The organism is Winogradskyella pacifica (assembly GCF_003386275.1).
Classification (GTDB): Bacteria; Bacteroidota; Bacteroidia; order Flavobacteriales; family Flavobacteriaceae; genus Winogradskyella; species Winogradskyella pacifica.
On sequence record NZ_QREI01000002.1, the window covers coordinates 264,715 to 287,161 of the forward strand.

Annotated in this window: 18 protein-coding genes and 1 pseudogene; 13 read left to right on the forward strand and 6 right to left on the reverse strand. The window is 31.5% G+C overall.

What is annotated here, in order from left to right; all coding sequences use genetic code 11:
- Positions 1-10: 10 nt before the first annotated feature.
- The 3 genes from DFQ09_RS05395 (at position 11) to DFQ09_RS05405 (ending at position 4,291) form a co-directional block, all read left to right on the forward strand.
- On the forward strand, positions 11-3,022 hold the full coding sequence (locus tag DFQ09_RS05395; protein ID WP_115808637.1) for a type I restriction endonuclease subunit R: 3,012 nt from the start codon (positions 11-13) through the stop codon (positions 3,020-3,022).
- Between the two features lie 3 nt (positions 3,023-3,025).
- Positions 3,026-3,505, forward strand: coding sequence for a hypothetical protein (locus tag DFQ09_RS05400; protein WP_115808638.1), 480 nt, complete (start codon positions 3,026-3,028; stop codon positions 3,503-3,505).
- A 222-nt stretch (positions 3,506-3,727) separates the two neighbouring features.
- Complete coding sequence (locus tag DFQ09_RS05405; RefSeq protein WP_115808639.1) at positions 3,728-4,291, forward strand: tyrosine-type recombinase/integrase; 564 nt, start codon at positions 3,728-3,730, stop codon at positions 4,289-4,291.
- A 193-nt stretch (positions 4,292-4,484) separates the two neighbouring features.
- Here the strand turns inward: DFQ09_RS05405 and DFQ09_RS05410 are convergent, their stop codons facing one another.
- The gene (locus DFQ09_RS05410; RefSeq protein ID WP_115808640.1) at positions 4,485-5,351 is read right to left on the reverse strand and encodes a hypothetical protein; all 867 of its coding nucleotides are present in this window, start codon (positions 5,349-5,351) and stop codon (positions 4,485-4,487) included.
- A gap of 170 nt (positions 5,352-5,521) precedes the next feature.
- Here DFQ09_RS05410 and DFQ09_RS05415 point away from each other — a divergent pair, with 170 nt between their 5' ends.
- Entirely contained in the window at positions 5,522-7,297 is a 1,776-nt protein-coding gene (locus DFQ09_RS05415) for a recombinase family protein (protein ID WP_115808641.1), read from the forward strand.
- Between the two features lie 2 nt (positions 7,298-7,299).
- Here DFQ09_RS05415 and DFQ09_RS05420 read toward each other — a convergent pair whose 3' ends face one another.
- The 5 genes and pseudogenes from DFQ09_RS05420 to DFQ09_RS05445 all read right to left on the reverse strand — a co-directional run bounded on the left by DFQ09_RS05420 (position 7,300) and on the right by DFQ09_RS05445 (position 13,851).
- Positions 7,300-8,064, reverse strand: a complete 765-nt coding sequence (locus DFQ09_RS05420; RefSeq protein WP_115808642.1) for a TIGR02757 family protein — start codon at positions 8,062-8,064, stop codon at positions 7,300-7,302.
- 82 nt (positions 8,065-8,146) lie between these two features.
- Positions 8,147-8,617, reverse strand: a pseudogene (locus DFQ09_RS05425) (DUF2400 domain-containing protein); the annotation flags it as partial.
- A gap of 660 nt (positions 8,618-9,277) precedes the next feature.
- Positions 9,278-10,366, reverse strand: coding sequence for a peptidoglycan bridge formation glycyltransferase FemA/FemB family protein (locus DFQ09_RS05435; RefSeq protein WP_115808644.1), 1,089 nt, complete (start codon positions 10,364-10,366; stop codon positions 9,278-9,280).
- A gap of 156 nt (positions 10,367-10,522) precedes the next feature.
- Positions 10,523-10,903 carry a RidA family protein gene (locus tag DFQ09_RS05440; RefSeq protein ID WP_115808975.1) on the reverse strand — a complete coding sequence of 127 codons (381 nt, stop codon included), beginning with the start codon at positions 10,901-10,903 and terminating at the stop codon, positions 10,523-10,525.
- A 185-nt stretch (positions 10,904-11,088) separates the two neighbouring features.
- A complete protein-coding gene (locus DFQ09_RS05445) occupies positions 11,089-13,851 on the reverse strand; it encodes a putative LPS assembly protein LptD (RefSeq protein WP_115808645.1) in 2,763 nt (920 codons plus the stop codon).
- Between the two features lie 110 nt (positions 13,852-13,961).
- Here DFQ09_RS05445 and DFQ09_RS05450 point away from each other — a divergent pair, with 110 nt between their 5' ends.
- The 9 genes from DFQ09_RS05450 to serB all read left to right on the forward strand — a co-directional run bounded on the left by DFQ09_RS05450 (position 13,962) and on the right by serB (position 22,348).
- On the forward strand, positions 13,962-15,077 hold the full coding sequence (locus tag DFQ09_RS05450; RefSeq protein WP_115808646.1) for an N-acetylmuramoyl-L-alanine amidase: 1,116 nt from the start codon (positions 13,962-13,964) through the stop codon (positions 15,075-15,077).
- A gap of 56 nt (positions 15,078-15,133) precedes the next feature.
- Positions 15,134-16,081, forward strand: coding sequence for an MlaD family protein (locus DFQ09_RS05455; RefSeq protein WP_115808647.1), 948 nt, complete (start codon positions 15,134-15,136; stop codon positions 16,079-16,081).
- An 11-nt stretch (positions 16,082-16,092) separates the two neighbouring features.
- Complete coding sequence (locus tag DFQ09_RS05460) at positions 16,093-17,406, forward strand: (Fe-S)-binding protein (RefSeq protein WP_115808648.1); 1,314 nt, start codon at positions 16,093-16,095, stop codon at positions 17,404-17,406.
- 114 nt (positions 17,407-17,520) lie between these two features.
- Positions 17,521-18,303 (forward strand): (Fe-S)-binding protein, encoded by a 783-nt coding sequence (locus DFQ09_RS05465; protein ID WP_115808649.1) that lies wholly within the window; start codon positions 17,521-17,523, stop codon positions 18,301-18,303.
- A gap of 12 nt (positions 18,304-18,315) precedes the next feature.
- Positions 18,316-18,522 (forward strand): hypothetical protein, encoded by a 207-nt coding sequence (locus tag DFQ09_RS05470; protein ID WP_245940311.1) that lies wholly within the window; start codon positions 18,316-18,318, stop codon positions 18,520-18,522.
- 15 nt (positions 18,523-18,537) lie between these two features.
- Entirely contained in the window at positions 18,538-19,056 is a 519-nt protein-coding gene (locus DFQ09_RS05475) for a PH domain-containing protein (protein ID WP_115808650.1), read from the forward strand.
- Positions 19,057-19,186: 130 nt separating this feature from the next.
- Positions 19,187-20,548 (forward strand): PH domain-containing protein, encoded by a 1,362-nt coding sequence (locus DFQ09_RS05480; RefSeq protein ID WP_181897148.1) that lies wholly within the window; start codon positions 19,187-19,189, stop codon positions 20,546-20,548.
- Positions 20,549-20,583: 35 nt separating this feature from the next.
- Positions 20,584-21,069, forward strand: coding sequence for a hypothetical protein (locus DFQ09_RS05485; RefSeq protein ID WP_040756670.1), 486 nt, complete (start codon positions 20,584-20,586; stop codon positions 21,067-21,069).
- A 55-nt stretch (positions 21,070-21,124) separates the two neighbouring features.
- A complete protein-coding gene (serB, locus tag DFQ09_RS05490; protein WP_115808977.1) occupies positions 21,125-22,348 on the forward strand; it encodes a phosphoserine phosphatase SerB in 1,224 nt (407 codons plus the stop codon).
- The last annotated feature ends 99 nt before the right edge of the window (positions 22,349-22,447 follow it).

Consider the following 22,447-nt stretch of genomic DNA (forward strand, 5'->3'; position numbering starts at 1 on the left):
AAGTAAACTTATGGCAAAAGGTATACATACAGAATTAACGTTTGAAACTGCAATAGAAATCTCATTGTTAGAAGATGGTGGTTATGTAAAAGGGCATTCCATAGATTTTGATGCAGACTTAGGAATTTTTCCTAAATACGTTATCGAGTTTCTTAAAAATTCGCAACCAAAAAAATGGGATAAATTATCTAATATTCATAAAGATGCCGTTGAAACTAAAGTTATTCAACGTTTACTAAAAGAATTAGATGTTCATGGTACTTTACATGTATTACGAAATGGTTTTACAGATTATGGCGTAAAGTTCAATATGGCGTTTTTTAGACCAGAAAGCACTTTAAATCCAGAAGCTGAGGTTTTATATAGTAAGAATCATTTAGCCGTTACCAGACAGTTATACTACCAGCGTAAAGGTAAAAACTCTTTAGATATGGTAATTAGTTTAAATGGTTTACCTATTTCAACCATAGAGCTTAAAAATCAGTTTTCGGGTCAAGATGTTAGCAATGCGAAAAAGCAATATAAATTCGATAGAGAAGCCAGCGAACCTATATTTCAATTTAAAAAACGTTCATTAGTCCACTTTGCTCTAGATGCAGATGAATGCGAAATGACCACTAAATTAGCTGGTAAACATACAAGATACTTACCGTTTAACCTAGGAGCAAATAACGGAGCTGGTAACCCTATAAATAAAGATGGGTATCGTACCGCATATTTATGGGAATACGTTTTAGCTAAAGATAGTTTTATGGATATCATTGGTAAGTTTCTACATTTAAACGTAGAAGTTTATGAGCTTAATGGTGTGAAAAAGAAAAAGGAAACCATGATATTTCCTAGGTTTCACCAGATGGAAGTGGTTCGTAAATTAACCAAAGACGCTAAAGCTAAAGGAGCTGGACAAAATTATCTAGTTCAGCATTCTGCTGGTTCTGGTAAATCTAATTCTATTGCGTGGTTATCTTACAGACTATCCAGTTTACACAACAAGCACAATGAGCGTGTTTTCGATTCTGTAATTGTGATTACAGACCGTAAAGTTTTAGACAGTCAATTACAAAATACTATTTACCAGTTTGAACACAAGCAAGGTGTAGTTCAAAAAATAGATAAGAATTCGCAACAGTTAGCCGATGCTATTACAGCTGGTTCAAATATCATTATTACCACGTTACAAAAGTTTCCATTTATCATAGAAAAGATTGGAGAACTACAAGCTAAAAAGTATGCCGTTATAATAGATGAAGCACATTCTAGTCAAGGTGGTGAAGGAACAAAAAAGCTAAAAGAAGTGTTGTCTGCTAAATCATTAGAAGATGCTATTTTAGAAGATATGTCTTCTGGATTAGATGAAGATGCCGAAGACCAGATTAGAAAATCTATGGAAGCCAGAGGAAAACAAGAAAACCTCAGTTTTTTTGCATTTACAGCAACACCGAAAACAAAAACGATAGAAGTATTTGGTACACCTAACAAAGAAGGAATTCCAAAACCGTTTCATCTATACAGTATGAAACAAGCTATTGAAGAAGGTTTTATTCTAGATGTACTAAAGAACTATACTACTTACAAAACATACTTCAAGCTATCTAAAGAAATTGAAGACGACCCAAAGGTTAATAAGAAACAAGCATCCAGAGCTATAGGTCGTTTTATGTCTCTACATCCACATAATTTAGCACAAAAAACAGAAGTTATCATTGAGCATTTTAGGCAAGTGGTATCTAAAAAAATTGGTGGTAAAGCAAAAGCAATGCTAGTAACTGGTTCTAGATTACATGCCGTACGTTACAAAGAAGAATTTGATAAATACATAAAAGATAAAGGTTATACCGATATTAAAACGGTAGTAGCATTTTCGGGAAAAGTGATTTATGATGCTTATCCAGAAGGTGTAACCGAAGTAGAATTAAACGGATTTAAGGAAAAGGAATTACCTAAAAAATTTGGTTCGGATGAATACCAATTATTACTAGTAGCCGATAAATACCAAACTGGATTTGACCAGCCGTTATTGCATACCATGTATGTAGATAAAAAATTATCTGGTGTAAAATGCGTACAAACGTTATCGAGGTTAAACCGTATGCACGCTGGAAAAGAAGATACTTTTATTTTAGATTTTACAAACGATACGGAAGACGTTCTAAATTCGTTTCAACCATATTACGAGTTAACAACGATTCAAGAAACCACAGACCCAAACCAGTTGTATGATTTAAAAGCCGAAATTGAAAAAGGACAAATTATCTGGGAATCTGAAATTGATAATTTTTGTAATATATTTTTTAAATCGGCACGAGCTTTAAATGTAAAGGAACAAGGTAAACTTAATGCCTTTATAGACCCAGCAGTAGAACGCCTTAAACAATTACCAGAAGAGAATAGTAAAGACGATGTAATTGGAACAGAAATTACACAAGATAATTTTAAACATGCTTTACAAACTTTTACCAGATTATATTCGTTTCTAACGCAGATTATGCCATTTAGTGATGTAGAGTTAGAAAAGCTATTTACGTACTCTAGATTCTTATTAAAGAAATTACCAAGAAAAAGCCAACAAGATAGATTTCAACTTGGTGATGAAGTTTCTTTAGAATATTACAGATTACAACGTGTAGCAGAACAAAACTTAGCTTTAGAAGACAAAGGTGAATATGGTTTAGAAGGTATGGATGGTGCTGGAATCCGTATGAGTAAGGAAGAACAAGAAGCGTTATCTGAAATTATAAACGTTTTGAATAATCGATTTGGTACAGAGTTTAATGATGCCGATAAATTATTTTTCGACCAAATAGAAGCAGAATTAGTAGCAGACGGTAGATTATCAGAACAAGCAAAGAATAATTCACTATCCAACTTTAAATTTGGTTTTGAAGATGCCTTTATGGATAAGTTAATTGGTAGAATGGAACAAAACCAAGATATATTCACCAAGATGATGGATGATAAAGATTTTGGTGGATTGGTAAAGGATTATATGTTGAAGAAGGTTTATGAACGATTAAATAAATAATATATGTATTATCATATTAGTGATATTAAAAACAAGGATAGGATTTTAAAAGAAGGTTTAATATCCAAGGAAAAAGAGATTTTTGTATGTAATAATAAAGAACATTTAATAGTAATTGCTTCGAGTCAAATTGGTGCTGAAAATTTTTCAATATATCAAATTAATGAGGCTGGGTTTGAAGTTGACTTAATTCAAGATAATGTAGCTGAAATTGGGGCAGAATTTCAATTTATAGTTAAACAATCTAAAATTGAATCTAAATTCATTACTCATTTAGAGGATAAGAATTATCATAGCTTTGATTTGTATGAAGAGTCTGAAAAGATAAAAGCATTACATATGAATTTGAATCCAGAAAAACATGTTCAATCGTGCGTTCGATTAAATAAAAAATGGTTATCATATTATAATGAAAAATACAATTTAAATCTTGAGCAAATTATCCCAATAGACTTTGAAGAATATTTAAAAAATAATTTATAACAAATTGTAAAAATTAATTTATACTTAATTATAAATCGAATAACACATATAAAAAGTTTCACTATTATTAGAAGTGAAACTTTTTTAATTGTGCAAAATCTTAGTAATCAATGTGTTAAGTGTTTTTCTGTTAAGTTAACCATAAAATAGTTTCACTTTTGGCTCTAAATAAACAAAAGTGAAATTTATTTTTATTATATTTGTATTAGAAATAATAAAGATATGAGTGTTAAAGGTTCTGTTACTACAAGCGATTATTTGAATTTTGATTCAACTTTAAATAAAGCAATCAAATTAATCAAAAATGACAAAAACTATAAATTAGGATTTTTAGTTGTTCTGGGTATTAATTCTGGTTTACGCATTTCTGATTTACTTTCCTTAAAATATTCGGATTTAGAATCTGATTCAATTACTTTACTAGAGAAAAAAACAAATAAGAAGCGTATTATCAGAATTAACGATAATATTAAAAATGCTTTTGCCTTATTAAAAACTAGAGTTGAAGAACATGAAGGTTTTATTTTCACTTCAAATCAAAATACAGTTTATAGTACTCAATATGTAAATCGTAAAATCAAAGAACTTTTTGGAACTAAGAAATTATCAGTTTCAACGCATTCACTAAGAAAAACTTTTGGTCGTCAAGTCTATTCGAATAATAACGAAACTGAAAAAGCACTATTATACTTATCAGATTTGTTTAATCATTCGTCACCAGCAATTACAAAACGTTACTTGGGTATAAGACAAGAAGAGTTAGATGATATTTATATGAGTTTGTAATCTAAATTATCATTATTCAATTCTAGTTCACCATTTAATATCGATACAAGTTTAACGACTTTCAAATAATTTTAGGAATTAATTTCTAGCTAAAACTTCAATAATCAGTTGATATTATTGAAGTTTTATTCTAGAGAACACTTTATTAAATACTTTACATATTAGTACATTTTTTTTATTGAAAGTTCTTTTACTAATTTTTTAAGAATTTTACATTTTTGGTATTACCATTATAGTCACGTAAGTAGCCTTCTAAATCCCCACTACAGTTTATTTTAAAACTACCGAAAGAATCACCGTTTCTTGAAGCATCAAAACTACCTCCAGTGGCACTTAATCCAGAAATTTTTAATATATTTCCACTAGTTATTGTATACTTACCACTTAGCCTAGAGTTAGAGCCTAGGCCACCAGAGATATTTATTTCTCCTTCAACCCATGAATTTCGTTCATAATCGAATCGTTTTGTAAAATTTACACTACCCGACGAACCTAAATTGAATGGGCTATTATTATTTAAATAATCAAACGTTTGTAACATTGTTAGAGAACAGTATTTATTTTCGATTTTTGAATCTTCTGTTTGATTTCCACTAGTTTCTGGTTGAGAATTTTCCACATTATTTTCTTTGGCAATCGAAACATATTTTTCAATATCTTCATTATCATAAATTTCAATATCTTTTACAATTATATCACCCCAAACAATGTATCGTTTACCTATACTGAAGTAGGCATGTGATATTTCATCATCATTAGGACAATTACCAGAATAATTACCATTTATAACTCCATTAATTACGATTAAATCATTACCATCTTCTATAATTTTAAATTTATGAAATGTTCTCTTTACATCTTCTGCATTACGATTTTTTCCAATAAATTCCTCTTGCCAATAATCTAAGCTTTTACAAGAAGTAATTGGGACACAATCTAAACAATGACTATATCTATTCATAGCACTTTGGTTTTTATCAAGAAGATAAGTGTCGTAACAATATATTATTGCTGAAACAGCAATAATGATTACGATTAATGAAACAATGATTTTTTTCATATTTGAAATATTAGTTGGTTAGTTCCAAATATAAAAATTTGTACATGACTATTATTGAAATACAAGATTTGATATACTGATAAATATGAAATTATAAAGAAAATCTTTCTTTATAGACTAAAATTTTAGGACTTTATTTAATATATACAGATTAATCTTATATTTAAAGCATGAGTAAAAGAGTATTAGCCATATATGCCCGAAAATCGGGAAGTAACAAAAACGACACAAGTATTGAACATCAAATAAATGGTGGTCTAGCGTATGCTAATAAGAATGGTTTTGATTCTATAGAATATGTAGACGAAAATATTTCTGGCACTAAAGGTCTGGATACTTTTGATGTATTAGATTCTAATTTTAGTAGAGTGGAATTTTTAGATAGACCCGAGTTTGCTCAAATGATTTTTGATATTAAAAAAGAAAAGATAAATGCAATTTGGGTTTATAATCAAGATAGAATTGAACGAAGTACAAATATTTGGTTAATGTTCGCCACATTAGTTCTAGATAATAAGATAGATTTTATAGTCAATAATCAAAAAATCAACCTTAATGACCCCATGACCAAAATGATGAGTACTATTTTTTCGGTATTCAATGAGTATTACGCAATGACTACTTCTTTACGAGTACGACCAGCTCATAAAACGAACGCAGAAAGAGGAAAGACTCATGGTATAGTAGCTTATGGATATAAAAGACATCCAGAAACTGGTAAATATGCTATAAACAAGACTCAAGAAAAGATTGTAAAGGAAATTTTTAATATGTATTTACAAGATAGTCTGGGCGCTTATAAAATCGCTAAAGAATTAAATAAAAGAAGTATTAAAACAACCTACGGAGCAAAAAATGGAATCTTTAAACAGAAAAAGAATATTCACCAAGTAGAAAGAAAGAAAGAGGATACTAAGTGGTCTGGCTCAAGTATAAATGGTATAATTAAAAACACAATTTATAAAGGTTATAAGTATCATGGAGAAGTAAAAGTAGAAACTCCAGTAATCATTGAACCAGAAATTTGGGAGAAAGTAAATAAGATTCTTATTTCTAACCGAAGCGTAGGGAAAAGAGCCACATACCATTATTTATTGGAAGATATTATTTTCTGCAGTCATTGTGGAAATATTTTAATTGGAAAAAAAAGACTGAATAGTAAAGAAAGTGCATATAAATGTTCAACCAAACAGCGTGATATATCTATTTGTAAAAAATCAAGAGGGTTATCTATCCCTAAACTGGAAACATTTATTATTAAGCATTTATTTGAGAACTCAGCTCTTAAAGAAATGCTCATGGAGCAACCCCAAGACAATAACCTTATTGAGGAAACAAAAGATAAAATTAATAGAGCTAATATTAAGCTATCAGAACTTAAAAGAAAAAAAGCTAATACATTATTGTTACTAGATAGTGGAAAATTAGAAAATCCAGAGGAATTTGTCGATTTATTAAACAAAGTAAATAGAAATATATCAAGTACTCTTAACAATATTCAGTTACATACTAACAGATTAGATACCTTAATTCAAAAAAAACGTAGAATAGAAGTTAAAGAGACTATAGAAGGAATTGCAAGCGATTACTCGTTTGAAACTTTACGAAGAAGTGTTAGAAAACTTGTTGAAAGTATAAAATTGCAATATGTAGATATAGATGATAAACGTTATCATAACATATATATCAATTATGTAGGAACTAAAACGACTACCATGTTTAGAACCAATAGAAGTGCATTAAATTTTGATTGTATTGGAATTCAAAAACAACAAGAAACAATTGTTGAAGTATCATCAGAATTACGAGAGATGTTATCACAATCACAAACGGGCTCAGATATGTTAGAAAAGTATGCTGACACGGAAACAGATACTTTTATTTCTGTAGGTCATAAATTGTTCAATATTCAGATTGAAAAAGATAATTTGGTATTGTTTGATTAATTTTAGAAACTTTCAAATACTCCTAATCCAAATAAAGCAAAATCATACTTAACTGGGTCTTTTATATCTAATTTACGCAAGGAAGTATCTAATTCTGCTAATGCTTTACTATCGTTTTGTTTCCGTTTTAGAAGACCTAATTTGCGAGCTACATTTCCAGAATGCACATCTAACGGACAAGAAAGCTTTGATGGTGAAATATCTTTCCAAATTCCAAAATCTACTCCAGCATTATCATTTCTAACAAGCCACCTTAGCCACATATTAATTCTTTTACAAGCAGAGTTTTTAAATGGGTCTGATAGGTGCTTGGTAGTTCTAGAAGGATGAGGTATTTCAAAGAATATTCTTTTCAATTCATGTATGGCTGGCTGTAAGGAGTCTTCAGAAGCGTAAGTTTTAAATATGTTTTCTAAGCCTTCATGATTATTATAAATATGTTTAAGAGCCTTAATAAAGTATCCAAAATCAGTTGAGTTAAACGTTCGATGCACAAAACCCTCCAATTTATCTAAATGGTGTTCCTTGTGACCTAAAACGAAGTCATAAGGAGAATCTCCAACCAATGACATCATTTTATTAGCATTTTTAATAATACTTTTTCTATTTCCCCAAGAAATTGTCGCTGAGAGAAAACCAGATATTTCAATGTCTTCTTTTAAAGAATACATGTGCGGAATGCTAATAGGGTCTGTATCTATAAAATCTAATTTATTATATTCATTTACCTTGGAGTCTAAAAAATCTTTTAATTCGTCTGAATTCAATTAGTTATTTGTTTAAATTAGAACTTTAGTAAAAGTAATGGTTTTTAAAATAACAGAAATTCACTTTCTACCTTTTATGAACTAATAACATATTAATTCTTTTTGCTGCAGAATTTTTAAGAGGATCACTAACATGTTTTTGTGTGCGCTCTAAATGTGGAATTTCGAAGAATACTTTTTTGAAGTGATGAATACTATTTTGGAGTGAACCTTTATCAGCATGAGATGAAAACACAGCTTCTAAACCATGGTGTGTTTGGTAAATGTATTTCAAGCTTTTTATAAACTGCATAAAATCATTACCATTAAAAGTACGATGCACAAAAGGCTCTAAACGTTCTAAATCGGTTTCTTCATGTTGTGTAATGAACTCAAAAGGGGAGTGGTCTAGTAACTCCATCATCATATTTGCGTTTTTAATGATGCTCTTTCTGTTACCCCAAGCAATGGTTGCTGATAAAAAGGCAGCAATTTCAATATCTTCTTTTTTTGAGAATTGATGTGGAATTTGAATTGGGTCACTCTCAATAAACTTAGGATGGTTGTAAAGCATCACTTTTTCGTCTAAGAAATCTTTAAGTTCTGATGTTTTAAGTTTCAATTTTATGATAGGATTTAAGTGTAAAAATAAAGCTTCTTTATAGAATTAAAATGACGATAAAAGTTAAATTTGTTATAGTATTATTGAAGAATTCGCTTCAAAAACTGTAATCTATAACGACTACATAGAAAGAATGGATGACGAAAACATAAGACGTTTTTTAGTAACTAGACCGTCTTATTATACTATGGGAAAAATTTAAAAAGAGTCATTTACTGCTGTCTATAATTTGGGGATTCTATTTGCTTTTTGAATTAATCGCAATCTTTGATTTGTTAGTGCAGTTTAATATTGTGACTTTGATTTCTCTTTTACTTTCAATTTATATTACCATTAATATTTGGAAGTTTGATGGTCGCTTCTTTCTGTCAGGGATACTATGGTTTGTGGTTGCCATCTTTCGTTCGTTTAATGAATTGGGTTCGGTTTTTATAAATGAGGATTATACGTTTGTTTTAATATTTTTACTGATATACACTTCAGTTCTCTCTTTAGGTATCTATTTAATGTATACAATAAGAAAGCATGTGTTTTATTATATAAAGTGGTTTAAACCTATTTTAAATGAAGAAGGGGAAATTAAATATGAATAGTAAAAACATAAACCCTCTTTTAAATTTGAAGACAGATGCCTTCAATTACAAATAAAAACGAAGAAATAATTTGTAATGGTGATCGGTATGCAGGAAAATAACCACGATGAATTTCATCGCTTTCGACCTGAGTTCCTAAGTGATTTTCACTTAGAGTTTTATAAGCCCTTTTATCTACAATATGCTGCCATATTTTAAATTCTTTAAAGTTTTTTGAAAATCGTTTTTTAAAATTAAAAAGGGAATCTTCTTTACTTCCTTTTCCTCCACCTAAATTAAAATACTTGTAACCTTTATTGGTTGCTTGAATGCGCATTTCATCAATAATTAATTTGATGGGTTGAAGTTCCAAATAATCTTCATTAACTCCCGATAAATGATATTGTACAATACGACCTGTTTTTAAAAATATGGCACCTGCAATAATTTTTTGTGTTTTGTTATGTCTACAAAGCATTAATTTAGAATTAATGTCTTTACTCGTTAAAAGTTTGTAATAGTAATCGGTATCAAAGAAGTAACTTTCATCTGCATCAATACGTTCCATAGTGTTTGCGTACAGCTGCATGAAGGTTTCTAGATGTTCTTCAATATTACCTTCAAATACAGAGCAAGACCTGCGCGATTTGTTTAAATACGTTTTTAGCCTTCTATTATATTTTGCTCTTTGGAGGTCAATAGGTTCTGTTAAGTCAATATTAACCACTTTGCCAAGAGGTGTAATTTTACCTAAACCATCAAGAATTGATTCAGACTCTTCTAAATAAGGATGGAGTCTTGAAAATACGGCTATAATATTATTTTTAAAAAAGTAGTCGTTTAGCTCTTTATGAAAATCTGCTTTGTTGAATTTTGCTTCAATATGTATTTTTAAAATACCCACATACCCATAAACGGACGTGGCGTCTTTATATATGGAATTTTCAATATGTCGCACAAGAAGAGGTAAAACCAATGCTGTTAGTCCATCTGTATATTTAATAAGTACAGGTGACTCTTCATCATTTTTAGAAAGATGGTGATAATCATAGGTATGGTAAAAGTCTGCATGCTCAACCATAGCGAGCTGTGCACTCCATTCTTTCTTATCAGTTATGATTTCAATCATTTTGATAAAAATTTAATATCTAATTATTTGATTAAAGTTAATGAATTATTATCGTTAAACATTTAGTTTTTAATAATTTAAATATTTTATTAGTGTAGAGTAGAGTTAATTTATAGGAACAAAAATAAGCTCTTTACTAGTTCTAAAACTACAGTATTACTTTACAGCTATCATACTAATTTCAACATTTACAAACTTAGGTAAGTTAGCGACTTCAACGGTTTCTCTAGCTGGCGCAGTAGCTTCGTTAAAATATTTACCGTAAACTTCGTTGATTTGCTTAAAGTTATTCATGTCACTAATAAATATAGAAGACTTAATAACGTTTTCAAATGTCATGTCAGCAGCTTCTAAAACCGCTTTCATGTTTTCCATTACTTGTTTGGTTTCGGTTTTAATATCATCTATAACTAATTCCATCGTTTCAGGATGCAACGCTATTTGTCCTGAAGTGTATAATGTGTTTCCTGATAAAACGGCTTGATTGTATGGACCTATTGGTGCTGGTGCTTTTGTGGTGTTTATTATTTTTTTCATAACAATTCCCAACGAAATGGGCTTTTTATTAATGGTTAGTATTGTAACAAATTTAGTAATACAATTTCATTTCAACAAGTTGAATAAACCAGTCTTTGAGACATGCCAAACTTACTAAGATGAGAAAAAATTATAAGTGTTATTAGTTCTATTTATAAGATAAAACTTAAAGTATACAGCCCGTTTTAATTACCAACTTGTTGGTCTGGTTGTTTCCGTTTATCGTATTTTAAATCTTTAAGTAAGTTAGATTTTATACCAATAAAGAAATTCCAAGAACTTCGGTCGCTAAATGGTATCCACGAAAAATTCATACGCCAACTTAATAAGTCGCGTTCAAAACGTAATTGTGTATAGGTAAATCCTTGATTAAGGAAATCGTACCCAGAAGATGCGCCAAGACTCCATTTAGGAGATATATCTACGTCTCCAGAGAACATTAACGAATGCGAGGATATCGCATCTTCGCGTCTTGTGTTAGTATAGTTTGCCGAATATGCTAGTCTTAAACTCCAAGGCATTTTGTAGTTGTAGAATTCGTTGTTTTCCTGCTCTTCTTTATCTGTATCTTGATCGGAGAGTCGTTTATCAGCAAAATCCTCAGACCTGCCAAATAAGTCGTCTGTCCGTCCTCCAGATCGTGCAGATTCTTGGGCTGATGCTCGTTTTTCTTCAGATTCACCACCAGAGAAACTATCGTTAGACAAGGTGTAACTCATATTAACGTTGGCAGATGTTAACCTAAAAAGACTTCCTCCGTTGTCTACATTAAAAGTATTTACAACGTTATTATTGCTGTCTAACGCATAAGGATTTAATGTCATACCAAAGTTTATACTCATCTTTTTATTCAAAATTTGAGTACCACCACTCACGCGCACAGGACTCCAATTTAAAGAATCTGCAGCGATATCATAAGCAGTAGAAAAATTCAGGTTGTTTAATAAAAATATTTTTTCAGGTTCGGTTTTTGTAGAATCCTTAGAACGAATCTTTGCCTCTATGTTGTTACCTATAGACATACCAACACTACTAGAATAGCGATTACCAGGACTACCGAACAACGAGTTTTCAAAACGTGTATATTCTACCTGGTCAGAAGTAGTACCATCGGCATCAACAACGTCGTAGGTTTCATAATATTGATCAAATGCAGGATTAATTGAGTAACTTAACGCCGGTCTTATAACGTGTCTTATCGCTTTTACTTTTGCAGTTTTATCTTCGTTTTCTAAATCATACATACCATATATAGTTGTACCAACACTTGCTCCAACATTATAAGTTAAGAAACGATCAAAACCATTTTGATTTATGGTTACAATATCTTCATTTGCGGAATCGTAAAAACGTTTAATTGTTTTTAATGTCCAAGTTTCTTCAAAATTAGCATTGGCACTCACACTAAAATAATCAAAGACCTTAAAGTTAGTGGTTATTGGTATGCTATGTTTCATTCCGGTTATAGCATCATCAAACATTTCACTTTTACCAAATAAAGAGTCATTTGTTTGAATGTTATATTCCCCTCTAGACGTCATCTGGAAGTTAATATTATGAATAGCTCCTTTTTTCGTTCCTGTTTTTGGTGCGAACGGATAAATTCTACCCATAGAAGCTTGCATCGTTGGTAAGGTTAAATTAATATCGCCAGTATTTGTGTTCTGATTATGAGTTGCCGTTAAACTTAAATTGACTTGCGGTTCGCCCGCAAATGTTTTGGAATACGACACCGATGATGCTAAAGTGTTATTTAAAAAATTAGCCTGATTTAATTGGTTAATAGATTCTTGGTAATAAGAACTACTTCCTAAGTTAACAGAGGCTGAAAAACGAGAATTGGGATTCGCCTTACTATCTTGGCTATGCGACCATCTAAGGTTGTATACTGTACTTTGAGTAAAGTCTGGAAACCCACGCTCTTCATTTAATAAGTTTTCATATCTAAAACTCACATTACCTCTATATTTATAGCGTAAGGCATAGTTGTTTTCTACGCGAAAACCATAACTACCATTTGTGTAATAATCACCAAGAAGTGCTAAATCTAAGTAGTCACTAATGGCAAAATAGTAGCCACCATTTTGTAAATTATACCCCTTGTTACTATCTTCTCCGAAAGTTGGGAAAATAAGACCAGAGGTTTGTTTCTTTGTCATTGGGAAAAACGCAAAAGGCAACGCAATTGGTGTTGGAATACCATATATTTCCATATAAGTTGGTCCTACAATAACCTTCTTATTAGGAACCATTTTCATTTTGGTCGTTACAAATTGGTATTCTGGATCTTCTTCATTTTCAGCCGTAGTAAAGCGACCGTTTTGCATAAAATAAACCGAATCGTTTTCTTTTTTAGTTAATGGGGAATACACCTTAAAACCTTGTTGCTCAGTTCTAGAATTAAAAACTAACGCTTTTTTAGTTTCGGTATTAAAGACAATAGAATCGGGCTCAATAACATTGTCTCCTTGTTTAAAAACAGGACGCTGAGAGTAGCCTGTAGAATCCTTTAAACGACCTGCATAGACTAGGTTTTTGCTATAGTCAATGACAATAACTCCAGCTTTAATTTCCATGTCTTGGTAGAGTACTTCAGCTTCGTTATATAAATAGATTTTTTTCTTTTTCTGACTTAAGGATACATAATCCGAAGCTTTGTATTTTACAGTACCTTCTAGTAATCCTTTTTGTTTTACAGAATCTTTTTTTGTAGAATCAACCTCCTTTATGTTTACAGGAGGTTTAATAATGGAGTCAATTACAACAGTGGCAGAATCCTTGCGTTGCTCTATCGGAATAGTTCCGGTCTTTTTTGGTAATTCTTGAGCGAAGCTAAAAGTGTTGATAAACACTGTAAAACTCAAGAAAAAAAGTATGTATAAGCTTTTTGTATGCAATGCTTTTAAATGTATTTTTGTAAAAGTATGGCTCGGTTTTTGAAACGCCAAAAGTACAGCTATTTTTTTGTGATTAATTTATTAAAATTAGAAATAAAAAAATACTGTTTCACTAATTGACACGACGTAATAAACTGAGATTATAAACCGTTAAATCAAATATGCAAACGACACTAAAACCTACAATAGTATTTTCGATCCTTTTATTTATAAGTACTTTAACATCTTATACAACTTTACATGCCCAAGAAGAAAAGTTTGTGGTAGTATTAGATGCAGGGCATGGAGGCGGAGATTCTGGTAATGTTGGTAATGGACATAGCGAAAAAAATATTGCGCTTAAAATCACACTCGAAGTCGGTAAGGAGCTTGAGAAAAATCCTGATATCAAAGTTATATACACACGTAAAACTGATGTTTTTATTGCTTTACACGAACGTGCCAATATTGCAAACAGGGCAGATGCAGACTTATTTGTGTCCATTCATTGTAATGCACACAGCTCACAAGCTAGTGGAACGGAAACATTTGTTTTAGGTGAGAAAAATACAGGACGTAATTTTGATGTAGCCAAACGTGAAAATGAAGTGATCTTTTTAGAGGAAAACCATGAAGAAAATTATGCGGGATTTGATCCTAGTTCTCCAGAATCTACCATAGCTATTGGTATAGAGCAAGAAGTCTATGTAGAGCAAAGTATCGTTTTAGCACGTAAAATTGAAGATAGTTTTGTAAATAAAGCCAAGCGAAAAAGTAGAGGGTTAAAACAAGCGAGTTTACTAGTTATTAGAAATACCTATATGCCAAGTGTTTTGGTGGAGGTTGGATTTTTAACCAATAATAGTGAAGGTAATTACCTTAATACTAAAGCCGGACAATCAAAAATGGCGAGTGCTATAAAAGCAGCGATAATTGATTATAAAAAAGAACTCGATCAAAACGTTGGAAGCCATATTTTACATGTTGAAGCAGAAACGATGAAAGAAGTAGAAGAAACGCCTAAAATTATTAAAGACGTGATATTCAAAGTTCAGATTGCTGCGAGTTCTAGAGAATTGGAAGCCAAATCTTATAATTTTAAGGGACTCGCTGATATTTCACGTGAAAAAACAGGTCAGATTTATAAATACTTCAGTGGAAAAACTTCCGATTACAATAAAGTGAAACAACTTCAAAACGAAGCTAAATTAGCGGGTTATTCAGGTGCTTTTATTGTAGCTTATAAAGACGATAAAAAAATTGATGTCGCAGATGCGTTAAAATCTGATTCTAATTAGAAACATTATTAATATATTTATTCCTAATTTTGTTAGCAAACTAAAGAAAACGCCCATTGAAAGTTTCAAGAGAAGTAAAAACAGCAATATTAGTGTTAGCTGGTATCGCTTTTTGCATATACCTATTTACATATCTTAAAGGAGAAGACCTTTTTGATAGCTCAAACACTTATTATACGGAATTCGATTATAATGCCTTAAGCATGTCCTCGCCAGTAACTATAAAAGGTAATAAAGTAGGAAAAATAGAAGAGATTAAATACGATTTCGATTCCGGGAAAACACGAATTTCATTCTCTGTAACACCAGAATTGAAATTTTCTAAAAACAGTATTGTTCGCTTATACCAAGATGGTTTAATGGGCGGAAATGCTTTATCCATTGTTGAAGCAAATGATGGAGTCACAGCTGAATCGGGTGACTTTATTAAATCGGAAGTGAAACCAGGAATGATTTCGTCCTTAGAAAAGAATTTCTCAGGTATTAGTGAAGATTTAGGGACAACGCTTCGTTCTTCAGATACCTTACTTACCAATTTAAATGCCTTAGTGGTTGATGAGTCCGATGATGGTTTAAAACAAACAATTGCTGAACTAAACGCTACACTAAAATCTTTTAAAAATGTCGCTTTTAAAGCAAATTCACTTATCAGTGATAACGATGAGAAAATTGCTTCCGTTTTAGATAATTTTGATAAAACGAGTGCAGAACTCGCCATTTTAATTAAAGATCTAAACGATGCTAAACTTTCTAATACCGTTAAGAATCTTGATGAAATGGTTTTAAAACTTAATAAATTAGCTACAGGTCTAGAAGCAGGTGAAGGTTCAATAGGAAAACTTTTAAAGGACGATGCACTATATGATAACTTAGAAAATGCATCAAAAGAATTGCAATTATTACTCTTAGATATTAAGCTTCATCCAGCAAGATACAGACGTATTTTATCTAAAAGAGAGATTCCGTACGAGGAACCGACGCAAGAGGAGTTAAATAATAATTAGACCCATCAATCATGGAATATTTACCGAATATCATTTTTGCAGTTATCCTAATATTAGGTATTGGTTATTTTGTTAGAAATATCAAAAAAATAATTCGAAATATAAAATTAGGTCAAGAAGTTGATGCTAGTGATAATAAGTCTCAACGTTGGAAAAATGTAGCCTATATTGCTTTAGGTCAGAGTAAAATGGTGAAACGACCTGTCTCAGGGTTTCTTCATGCTATTGTTTATGTTGGGTTTATCATTATAAATATTGAAGTTCTAGAAATTATAATCGATGGTCTTTTTGGAACGCATCGTATTGGTCAACAAGTTTTACCAGAATGGTTATATGGATTTCTAATTGGTTCATTCGAGATATTATCTGTTTTAGTTCTGGTTTCAGTAATCGTGTTTTGGCTACGAAGAAATGTAATTAAAATTAAGCGTTTCTTAAGTTCAGAAATGAAAGGTTGGCCAAAGAGTGATGGAAATATTATCCTTTATTTTGAAGTTGTTTTAATGTGTTTATTCTTGGTAATGAATGCGACTGATACCGTTTTTCAGACTGCCGGTTCTGGTAATGTTATCTCACAATTTATAGCACCTTGGTTTGACGGTTTATCAGTTGGAACACTTTATATTGTTGAAAAAACCGCTTGGTGGTTACACATTGTGGGTATTTTAATTTTCTTGAATTACTTATACTTCTCAAAACATTTACATATTCTTTTAGCATTTCCTAATGTATATTTAGGAAGAGTAGAGCCAAAAGGGAAATTCAATAATCTTGATGCAGTTACGGCCGAAGTAAAATTAATGATGGATCCGGATGCAGATCCTTATGCAGCACCTGCAGAAACTTCTGAAGACGACGTACCAGCAAAATTTGGAGCGAGTGAGGTTATGGATTTAAATCAGATTCAGTTACTCAATGCGTACACGTGTACAGAATGTGGACGTTGTACAAGTGAGTGTCCTGCAAATCTTACTGGTAAAAAATTATCTCCGCGTAAAATTATGATGGATACGCGAGATCGATTAGAAGAAGTTGGAAAAAATATTGAAGCTAATAAAGGAAAATTTGTAGACGATGGTAAGCAATTATTAGGCGACTATATTACAAACGAAGAACTTTGGGCATGTACCACATGTAACGCTTGTGTAGAAGCTTGTCCGGTGAGTATAAATCCTCTATCCATCATCATGGATATGCGTCGTTATTTAGTAATGGAGCAAAGTGCTGCACCAATGGAGCTGAATAATATGATGACCAATATTGAAAATAACGGAGCACCTTGGCCTTACAACCAAATGGATCGTTTAAATTGGAAAGACGAATAGTAAGAATGTTTAAAGGTTAAAAAGTTAAAAGGTTTAAATGTGATTAATATTTCAGATTAATCTAATAGGTAAACGCGTTAACAATTACACAATTAAACGATTAAACGTTAAAGTATGAGCGAGCAACTAAAAGTGCCAACTATGGCAGAAATGATGGCAGAAGGTAAGCAACCAGAAATTTTATTTTGGGTAGGCTCTGCTGGTAGTTATGATGATAGAGCAAAGAAAATAACAAAAGCCTTTGTAAAGATTTTAAATAAAGCAAATGTCAATTTTGCCGTTTTAGGTACCGAAGAAAGTAATACAGGGGATGTTGCAAAACGCGCAGGCAATGAATTTTTATTTCAGATGCAAGCTGTTATGAATATTGAAGTGCTTAACGCTTATGAGATAAAACGAATAGTGACATGCGATCCACATTCTTTTAATTGCATTAAAAATGAGTACCCTGGTTTAGGTGGAAGCTATGACGTTATCCATCATACACAATACATACAAGAACTGATGAGTGCCGGGCGTTTAACTGTAGAAGGAAATACGTATAAAGGCAAACGAATTACGTTTCACGATCCTTGTTATTTAGGAAGAGGAAATGGTGTTTACGATGCACCAAGAGATGTCCTTAAAAAAACCAATGCTACTTTGGTAGAAATGAAACGCCATAAAGGAACAGCTTTATGTTGTGGCGCTGGTGGAGCACAAATGTTTAAAGATGCAGAGCCCGGAAATAAGGAAATTAATGTCTTAAGAACAGAAGATGCTATAGAAACCCAACCCGAAATAATTGCTACTGGTTGTCCATATTGTAACACTATGATGACTGATGGTGTAAAGTTTAAAGAAAAAGAAGGTGACATCAAAGTCATGGATATTGCAGAGCTCATTGCTAATGCATAATAGGATAAGGTTGTGGGAAATAATATTGAAAAATTACCGATAAAAAAGCGGATTATTTCAGGTGCTGCCATTGGTTTATTTTATGCTTCATTAATGGCGGGTTATGACTATTTTACCGACGAACCATTTTCTTTGCCAAAGTTTCTATTTAATGCTTTCTTTTTTGGATTGGTTATGAGTTATGCATTTAGGTATAAAATCACTAAAAATAAAGGTTAATAATATGTTTATACAATGAACTTCACAAATCCTCAAATACAAACAGAAGACTTACCTAATATTGAAGACGTTGTCTTAAAGCCCATTTCAAAATCATATTTAAAAATTATCACACTTAATAGACTCGCTTTTTATAGTCTTATTTTAGGTGCTGTGTTTGGTTTGAAATACTTGATTAAAGAAGACGGTTTTCAAGATAATTTTTGGTTGGTGTTTATTGGAGTTATAGTGATTTGCATTGCAAATTTTATCATTTCTATTTTAGCATTTAAAAAGCGTAAATATGCCGTTCGAGGTTACGATGTTATTTATGCCAAAGGTTTAATTATTCATTCTATAATCACCGTGCCTATTTCTAGAATTCAGCATGTTGAAGAATCTAGAAGTTGGTTGGCAAGACACTTAGGATTGTCTACACTCAAAATATTTACGGCAGGAGAAGCCGGAAGTGATCTAAGTATTAAAGGACTTCAGCACTTAGAAGCAAAAGGTATCAACGATTTTATTAGCGCCAAGGTTAATGGAAATAACTGATTTTTCGCAACCTATAAGGCAATCGACTAAAGGCATTATCGTGATTTTTGCCTTCAATTTAGTGACATTTATTAAAAAGTTTTTCGTGCTATTTATTGCCTTTGGTGTTTCAATATTTAGGAATAAATCAATGGGAAATATTACTCCTACAATGGTTGTATTGGCATTAATTGCCGTATTAATTATTATTCTTATCATCGCAATTTTAAAATATCTCAATTTTAAATTCCATATCCATAATGACGATTTTCATTTAGCTACAGGAATCATTAATAAGGATAACACGATCATTCCAAAATCAAAGATTCAGAACGTCTATATTAAACAAAATTTCCTGCAACAAATTATAAATGTGGTTTCCGTAAAAATTGAAACTGCAGGAGATAAAAAATCTGAAATTGAAATTAGCGCTTTAGATAAGCCAACAGCTTTATTATTAAAGAAAAAACTATTCAATAGGGCCACTAGTACAAGTGGGGAACCAGAACCAAAAGACGCTCTTGAAGAACCAGAGGTGTTTTTTAAGGTAACACCAAAACGATTGTTTTTAGAAGGCCTATCTCAAAATCATTTTAAGAGTTTTTTGTTGATATTTACTTTTTCTTTCGGTCTGTACAGTGAATTTAAAGATTTTCTAAAAGAATTAGAATTAGAGAAACATGTTGAAGGTATAGTAGAATTAGATGAAGCCACTATTCTCAGGTTAATAATCACTAATGTAATAATTGTCGTAGTGGTCGTGTTGATTTCATTCTTGTTTTCAATTGTTAAAACATTTATTATTAATTTTAATCTCGAAGTTGTAGAACATCAAAAAACAGTAGAAATCAACAAGGGACTTTTTAATAAAGTGTCTTTGAGTTTAACACCGAGCCGCATTCAAAACCTGGTAATCACAACTAATCGTATTAAACAATATTTCGGGTTACATACCTTATCTGTAAAGCAGGCGATGGTTAATGTAAAGCAGCAGAAAAACTTCAATATTGTTGCCTTAGAAAAGGAGCAGCTTAATTATTTAGTAAATAAACTCATCACCAATTATAATGAAAATCAAGGAGAACTTGCCAAACCAAAACCGTATTATATGCGGATATCTGCTTTAGAAATGCTAGTTTTTGGTAGTGTTATTAATGGTTTGTCATTGGCTATATTCGGAATACAGATGTTGTGGATTAATACAGTCTTTCTTCCTCTTGCAGCATTATACATCTATTTTGCTTATAAAAAAGCCTATTATAAAATTTCAGAAAACTTTGTAACTATTGGTAGTGGAGTGATTGATACGACAACTAATATTTTAGAGATTCATAAAATTCAAGGAGTAAAGTTAAAACAGACTATTTTTCAAAAACCTCGGGATATTGCTTCACTTGTTATTTCAACCGCTTCAAAATCCGTAACGATTCCATATATATCAAAACAAGAAGCCCTAACTATTTATAATTTCTTGTTATATAAGGTAGAATCTCAAGATAGAGATTGGATGTAAAACCGTATTTTTACAATCAGAAAAATGATTATTTTATGCTAGTCGATTTTAATACCTTACCAGAAGAATCTAGAGTTTGGATTTACCAATCCAATCGTTCATTTTCAGATGAAGAGTTAGAACAACTTAAAACACAATTAGATACGTTTATAGAGGCTTGGACGGCTCACGGAAAAGATTTAAAAGCTGGTTATAAACTGGTTTACAAACGCTTTATAGTGATTGCAATGGATCAAAGTTTAAATAGTGCAACAGGTTGCTCTATAGATTCATCTGTTACTTTTATTCAACAATTAGAGCAACAATATGATGTTGATTTAATGGATAAAATGAATGTGTCCTATAAGCAAGGTGAATTTATTGCGTACAAATCATTAATTGATTTCAAAAAAATGGCGCAGCAAAAAGCAGTGTCTAAAAATACTATCGTTTTTAATAATCTGGTAACCAACATAGCGGAATTCAATGAAAATTGGGAAGTTCCTGCAAGTGAAAGCTGGCATAATCGTTTTATTAAATAACACTTTTTTATTTCGAGTAAACTATAGAATTTCACAACCAACAACCAACCTTAAAGTGGCTACAGACATTTTCTTATTAAATATTTCAGGACAAGATAGACCGGGTTTAACGTCAAGCTTAACTAGTGTTTTAGCAGAATATGATGCTAAAATTTTAGACATAGGACAAGCTAATATTCATGATACGCTATCGTTGGGGATTATGTTTGAAATTAAAAAAGGTAAAAAATCGTCAGCAGTTCTTAAGGATTTATTGTTTAAGGCGTATGAACTTGGAATTAAAGCCAAATTCACACCCATTTCGCTTGAAGATTATGAGAACTGGGTAAACCAACAAGGTAAAGATCGCTACATCATTACTATTTTGGGAGAAAAATTGGCTGCAGAACAAATATCTGAAGTCACGAAGATAATTTCAGAAAAGAACTTAAACATCGATTCTATTAAGCGATTAACAGGACGATTATCACTGGTTAAGAAAGAAGAATATCCAAGAGCCTCTATTCAATTATCTATTAGAGGAAAAATAGGAGATAAGTCTGATTTTACGCGGAAATTCATGGAGATTTCAAGAGAGTTAGATGCTGATATTGCGTTTCAGGAAGATAATATTTTTAGACGTAACAGACGTTTGGTTTGTTTTGATATGGATTCAACGTTAATCCAAACTGAAGTTATTGATGAACTTGCAGAGTTAGCAGGAGTAGGAGCCCAGGTGAAAGCTATTACAGAATCTGCCATGCAAGGCGAAATAGATTTTAATGAAAGTTTTAAGCAACGTATGAAGCTTTTAGAAGGCTTAAGCGAATCTGTTTTACAAGAAGTTGCAGAACGCTTACCAATTACTAAAGGCGCAAAACGTTTAATAGATACCTTACATTATTACGGATTTAAAACGGCTATTCTTTCTGGTGGTTTTACATATTTCGGGCATTATCTTCAGAAAAAATTAGATATCGATTATGTATTTGCTAATCAATTAGAAATAAAAGATGGTGTTTTAACAGGCGGTTATCTTGGTGATATCGTTGATGGTAATAAAAAAGCGGAATATCTTCAACAGTTAGCTGATGAAATGGGAATTGATATCAGTCAAACCATTGCTGTCGGTGATGGCGCTAATGATTTGCAAATGTTAAATCTCGCTGGTTTAGGAATTGCGTTTCATGCAAAACCGACAGTAAAAGACAATGCACAGAGTTCTATCTCTAGTATAGGATTAGATGGTGTGCTGTATTTGTTAGGTTATCATGATAGACATATTGATTTGTTGTCATAAACTTAATGATGCTATGTCTCTTATACAGGTTATAAAAGTATCTTAAAGTCTTTTTACTTCCTCTTAAATATGCTAATTTGGCACAATATTCGTTATGAT

Bases quoted from the DNA above. Each gene is read 5' to 3' on its own strand.
- DFQ09_RS05480 (WP_181897148.1), top strand. From the start codon at position 19,187: ATGGGAAATATTACTCCTACAATGGTTGTATTGGCATTAATTGCCGTA.
- DFQ09_RS05415 (WP_115808641.1), top strand. From the start codon at position 5,522: ATGAGTAAAAGAGTATTAGCCATATATGCCCGAAAATCGGGAAGTAAC.
- DFQ09_RS05405 (WP_115808639.1), top strand. From the start codon at position 3,728: ATGAGTGTTAAAGGTTCTGTTACTACAAGCGATTATTTGAATTTTGAT.
- DFQ09_RS05435 (WP_115808644.1), bottom strand. From the start codon at position 10,366: ATGATTGAAATCATAACTGATAAGAAAGAATGGAGTGCACAGCTCGCT.
- DFQ09_RS05460 (WP_115808648.1), top strand. From the start codon at position 16,093: ATGGAATATTTACCGAATATCATTTTTGCAGTTATCCTAATATTAGGT.
- DFQ09_RS05450 (WP_115808646.1), top strand. From the start codon at position 13,962: ATGCAAACGACACTAAAACCTACAATAGTATTTTCGATCCTTTTATTT.
- DFQ09_RS05400 (WP_115808638.1), top strand. From the start codon at position 3,026: ATGTATTATCATATTAGTGATATTAAAAACAAGGATAGGATTTTAAAA.
- DFQ09_RS05440 (WP_115808975.1), bottom strand. From the start codon at position 10,903: ATGAAAAAAATAATAAACACCACAAAAGCACCAGCACCAATAGGTCCA.
- DFQ09_RS05475 (WP_115808650.1), top strand. From the start codon at position 18,538: ATGAACTTCACAAATCCTCAAATACAAACAGAAGACTTACCTAATATT.
- DFQ09_RS05485 (WP_040756670.1), top strand. From the start codon at position 20,584: ATGCTAGTCGATTTTAATACCTTACCAGAAGAATCTAGAGTTTGGATT.
- DFQ09_RS05410 (WP_115808640.1), bottom strand. From the start codon at position 5,351: ATGAAAAAAATCATTGTTTCATTAATCGTAATCATTATTGCTGTTTCA.
- DFQ09_RS05465 (WP_115808649.1), top strand. From the start codon at position 17,521: ATGAGCGAGCAACTAAAAGTGCCAACTATGGCAGAAATGATGGCAGAA.
- DFQ09_RS05395 (WP_115808637.1), top strand. From the start codon at position 11: ATGGCAAAAGGTATACATACAGAATTAACGTTTGAAACTGCAATAGAA.